The organism is Actinopolymorpha sp. B11F2 (assembly GCF_040195635.1).
In the GTDB taxonomy this organism is placed as follows: Bacteria; Actinomycetota; Actinomycetes; order Propionibacteriales; family Actinopolymorphaceae; genus Thermasporomyces.
Genome location: NZ_JBEFTX010000046.1, coordinates 1 through 3,481 on the forward strand (window position 1 = coordinate 1; position 3,481 = coordinate 3,481).

7 protein-coding genes are annotated in these 3,481 nt (G+C 66.1%); 4 read left to right on the forward strand and 3 right to left on the reverse strand.

Annotation, left to right across the window (positions count from 1 at the left end):
• The 3 genes from ABN034_RS34060 to ABN034_RS34070 all read right to left on the reverse strand — a co-directional run.
• Positions 1-206, reverse strand: a 206-nt coding sequence (locus tag ABN034_RS34060; protein ID WP_349695076.1) for a hypothetical protein, incomplete at its 3' end; no start/stop codon positions are given.
• A gap of 139 nt (positions 207-345) precedes the next feature.
• On the reverse strand, positions 346-708 hold the full coding sequence (locus ABN034_RS34065; protein WP_349695077.1) for a MerR family transcriptional regulator: 363 nt from the start codon (positions 706-708) through the stop codon (positions 346-348).
• Positions 709-802: 94 nt separating this feature from the next.
• A complete protein-coding gene (locus ABN034_RS34070; protein ID WP_349695078.1) occupies positions 803-973 on the reverse strand; it encodes a hypothetical protein in 171 nt (56 codons plus the stop codon).
• Between the two features lie 404 nt (positions 974-1,377).
• Here ABN034_RS34070 and ABN034_RS34075 point away from each other — a divergent pair, with 404 nt between their 5' ends.
• The 4 genes from ABN034_RS34075 (at position 1,378) to ABN034_RS34090 (ending at position 3,477) form a co-directional block, all read left to right on the forward strand.
• Positions 1,378-1,644: a hypothetical protein gene (locus ABN034_RS34075; RefSeq protein ID WP_349695079.1), complete on the forward strand. Its 267-nt coding sequence runs from the start codon at positions 1,378-1,380 to the stop codon at positions 1,642-1,644.
• A gap of 65 nt (positions 1,645-1,709) precedes the next feature.
• Complete coding sequence (locus ABN034_RS34080) at positions 1,710-2,096, forward strand: STAS domain-containing protein (protein ID WP_349695080.1); 387 nt, start codon at positions 1,710-1,712, stop codon at positions 2,094-2,096.
• 94 nt (positions 2,097-2,190) lie between these two features.
• Complete coding sequence (locus ABN034_RS34085) at positions 2,191-3,201, forward strand: phosphatase PAP2 family protein (protein WP_349695081.1); 1,011 nt, start codon at positions 2,191-2,193, stop codon at positions 3,199-3,201.
• A 78-nt stretch (positions 3,202-3,279) separates the two neighbouring features.
• Positions 3,280-3,477, forward strand: a complete 198-nt coding sequence (locus ABN034_RS34090) for a hypothetical protein (protein WP_349695082.1) — start codon at positions 3,280-3,282, stop codon at positions 3,475-3,477.
• Positions 3,478-3,481 lie beyond the last annotated feature (4 nt).

Genomic DNA, 3,481 nt, shown 5'->3' on the forward strand with positions numbered 1-3,481 from the left:
AGGTGCAGGGCGTTTGGGTTGTCGCCTCCGTGCAGGACGGCGTTGGTGACCAGTTCGCTGATGACAAGTCGGGCATCTTCTGCCAGCGCGTCGAGGTGCGGTTGGTCCCAGACGTGCAGAAGCTCTTCGAGGATCCTTCGGGCAGCCCTGGGTGCGTGTTCGGTGGGTGGAAGGTCCGCTTGTGCCCACCACGTTGTGTCCGACATCCGGATCGACCTCCCTGACCGGAGCCACATTGCCCCGTTGGTTACTGGGCCAGTCGTGTTACTGGCCAGTCGGTTCCCGGTCCGGGTCGCTCCGCTAACGCAACTGTCCGGTTGAGGACGACCGCTGGGGTGGGTTGCGTCACCGTTGGTGGGCTTGGTCGAGCTGGTCGCGAAGGTGGTTGTTCTCGCTGCGGAGTTGTTGGAGCTGGTCTTCCAGGTGGAGGACGACGGCGATGCCTGGCAAGTTGAGTCCGCGGTGGGCGAGTCGGGAGATGTGGCGCAGTCGGGCGAGGTCGTTGTTGCTGTAGCGGCGGGTTCCGCCTGCTGAGCGGGGTGGTTTGAGCAGCCCGGCGCGTTCCCACCGGCGGAGTTGTTGGCTGTCGATGCCGGTCAGATCGGTGACGACCGAGATCGGATACAGCCCCTGGTCTCCGCGCGGGTTGACTTCCTGGTCGGCGGGGTCGCCGTTGGTGTTGCCTGCTGGGTGTTCGTGGGCCGACATGGAGATTTCTCCTGCGTGAGGCGTTTTGTTGCGGCCTGAGAGATCAGTCGTTGATGTTTGACAAACCACAGTATCTAGCACTAGACAGATAGATCTAGTTGAGCCAGTAGGACTCAACTAGCGCGTCGATCGCCAGTCTCGGAGTCATCGAGAACCTGGACGAGGAGGTGGTGGCGATGTTGATGCGAACCGACCCGTCCGCGTGGGACAGGTGGACCCGACAGCCGCTGAGGGCGCCGGCCATGGCGGCGGCGATGCCCACCATCTACCGCTGCGAAGGTGCGGGGGATTTGGATGGAGTTTCTCGCGTCCAGGCGGCTTCGAGGGTGTGTTCACCCGCTGGCTGTGCCGCGGCGGCAGCCGCCACACTGAACAAGGTCCAGACCGACTAGCAGTGGTGGTGCTGTCGAGTTCCTGACTCCTTCACCACCCCTCGGCACGGCCGCTGCGCACCCCCCTGGGCGGCGGCCTTCGGCGGGGCCGGGGCGCTCTGAGGCAGTGTCGCCCCGCCCCGGCCCCGCCCCCGGGCATGCACATCAGTCAGGCAGGCAGCACTACTCCTCAGAGATGTCTCGAGGAGACGGGTGTGTCTGCGCACCACCCGCTGAGGGCGAGGGTCACCGGGCAGCGACACACCGACAGCTTTGGCCTACGAAAAGGGAGTTGACGATGAGCAGTCCCGCCACACCGCGCCGACGCATCCAGGGTGTCACTGCTGCGGCACGAAACATCGGCCGTCGCCTGAACCGCAAGACGACACCGGCCGCGCCGCCGGCGAAGAACAGGCGCCGCCCCATCGCGTCGGCCAAGGACCTTCTCGGCCGTTTCAAGCGCCAGCCGCAGGCGCCCCGCGGGCCTGTGGCCAAGGCGCAGCTGGTCTTCGGTCGGATCAAGCGCTGGTGCGCACAACTCGGCCGCCCACGCCGACGAAACTAGACGAGACCTAGCTATCCGGTCAGCACATGGCGATCGTCGGCAGTGATGGAAAGCAGGTGTGCGGAATGTCTGCGCTGTGGATGCGCACCGACCAGCGTGACGGTCGAACCATCGTCAGTGTCTTCGGCCCGATCACCCGGCACACCACCCCGACACTGCATCAACACCTCCGACGAATCCTCGCCGGCCCTACCGCAGGCGAGATCGATGTCGACCTCAACGGCTGCATCCACACCGACGTGGACGGCCTGCTCGCCCTCGACCTCATCGGCAAAACCGCACGCCGATACGGCCGGAAACTGCTGTACGTGAAGGTCCCCCCACTGATCAAACACCTCATCGACCGCTACCACCTAGACCTCCCCCTCGCCCCGGACGGCACGGAAGCCGACAGCACCGATAGCGCCGTCTCCACCATCACCGCCGCCGGCGACGGGGAGGACCGGCTATAGCCCGAGCACCGCCCAGCGCACCGTCCCCGCGACGACAAACCCGGAAGCCGAGGAAGCCATGCATCTGAGACGAACAGGCCCAGGCACCTCACTCATGCGGCGTCTTGTTCGGGGCGTGGTGGCGGCCTGGCTGGTGGTGCTGGCCCTGGTCCAGGTGGTGGGTCTGGCGCTGGTGTGGTGGATTTTCATCCGGACCCCACACGGCCAGGTGCTCGACGCCAGCGTGCTGCGCGCCGGCAGCATCGGACGTTCCCAGGTCGCAGACCTCGTAGACACCCTGCTCGATGTCGTGTCGCTAGCCTCACTGATCGGCGCGACCATCGCGATCGGGTTCATCGCCATCGCCCGCCGCCGCTACCGGCTGGCCATAGTCACAACACTGCTGATCGTCGGCGCCACAGCCACCAGCCGGGTGCTGAAGAACATCGTGATCGACCGGCCCGACCTCGGCATCGCCGGCACCAACATCGGCGCACCCAACAGCCTGCCCAGCGGACACATGACCGTCGCCGCGGCGGTGACCGTTGCCGCGGTCCTGGTCGTCCCACCCCGACTGTGCAGCCTGACCGCTGTGATCGGCACCACCTACACCGCGCTCACCGGGATCGCCACACTGTCGGCCGGCTGGCACCGGCCCAGCGACGCCCTCGCCGCCCTCCTCATCGTCGGAATCTGGGCCTCGGTTGGCGGCCACTTCCTCGTCCTTGCCCAACGACACGAACCAGTCCAGAAACCCGCCCGACCCCACCACCGCACCGTCGCCGTGCTCGCCCTGGTCGGAGGGATCCTGCTAGCCGCCACGGTCCTGACCATCGGGCTGGTCGACCACGCCGAACTCACCCCACCGGTCGAGCTCAGCACACCACGGCTCATCGGCGCCTATCTGGCCGGAGTCACCGGCATCGCCGGCGCCACCTGCCTGCTTCTGGCGATGGTGCTGTCCACCGTGCACCGCGTCGTCCCCACACTCGACCAACCCACCCTGATCGACACCATCGTCGAAGCCTTACCAGCCGACCCGAACGGCCAACCAGCAGCCGGAACCAGGCCATCCGGGCGTCCCCACACAGCCACAGCAACGCCGCCTGGCAGCGACCAGAAATAGTCCAGCACAGCCAACGGCGTCCAGAAGACGGCCGCCGATCGGGGGAGCTCGACACAGGAGCAGACCTGGAGGTTCATCATGCGGATCACAGCAGTCGTCGCCGTCATCTGGCTCCTCATCGGAGCCCTAGCAGCAATCCAACGCGACTACTTCCAAAACCCCGAGGCCAGCTGCGCCGAAGCCGGCAACGTGGTGATCACCGTCATCGCAGGACCATTGAACTACGTCGGCGTCAACCCCAAGATCAAATGCAAGGTCCCCCAGCCATCGTCCTAAACCT

Bases quoted from the DNA above. Each gene is read 5' to 3' on its own strand.
- ABN034_RS34085 (WP_349695081.1), top strand. From the start codon at position 2,191: ATGCGGCGTCTTGTTCGGGGCGTGGTGGCGGCCTGGCTGGTGGTGCTG.
- ABN034_RS34075 (WP_349695079.1), top strand. From the start codon at position 1,378: ATGAGCAGTCCCGCCACACCGCGCCGACGCATCCAGGGTGTCACTGCT.
- ABN034_RS34070 (WP_349695078.1), bottom strand. From the start codon at position 973: ATGGTGGGCATCGCCGCCGCCATGGCCGGCGCCCTCAGCGGCTGTCGG.
- ABN034_RS34080 (WP_349695080.1), top strand. From the start codon at position 1,710: ATGTCTGCGCTGTGGATGCGCACCGACCAGCGTGACGGTCGAACCATC.
- ABN034_RS34090 (WP_349695082.1), top strand. From the start codon at position 3,280: ATGCGGATCACAGCAGTCGTCGCCGTCATCTGGCTCCTCATCGGAGCC.
- ABN034_RS34065 (WP_349695077.1), bottom strand. From the start codon at position 708: ATGTCGGCCCACGAACACCCAGCAGGCAACACCAACGGCGACCCCGCC.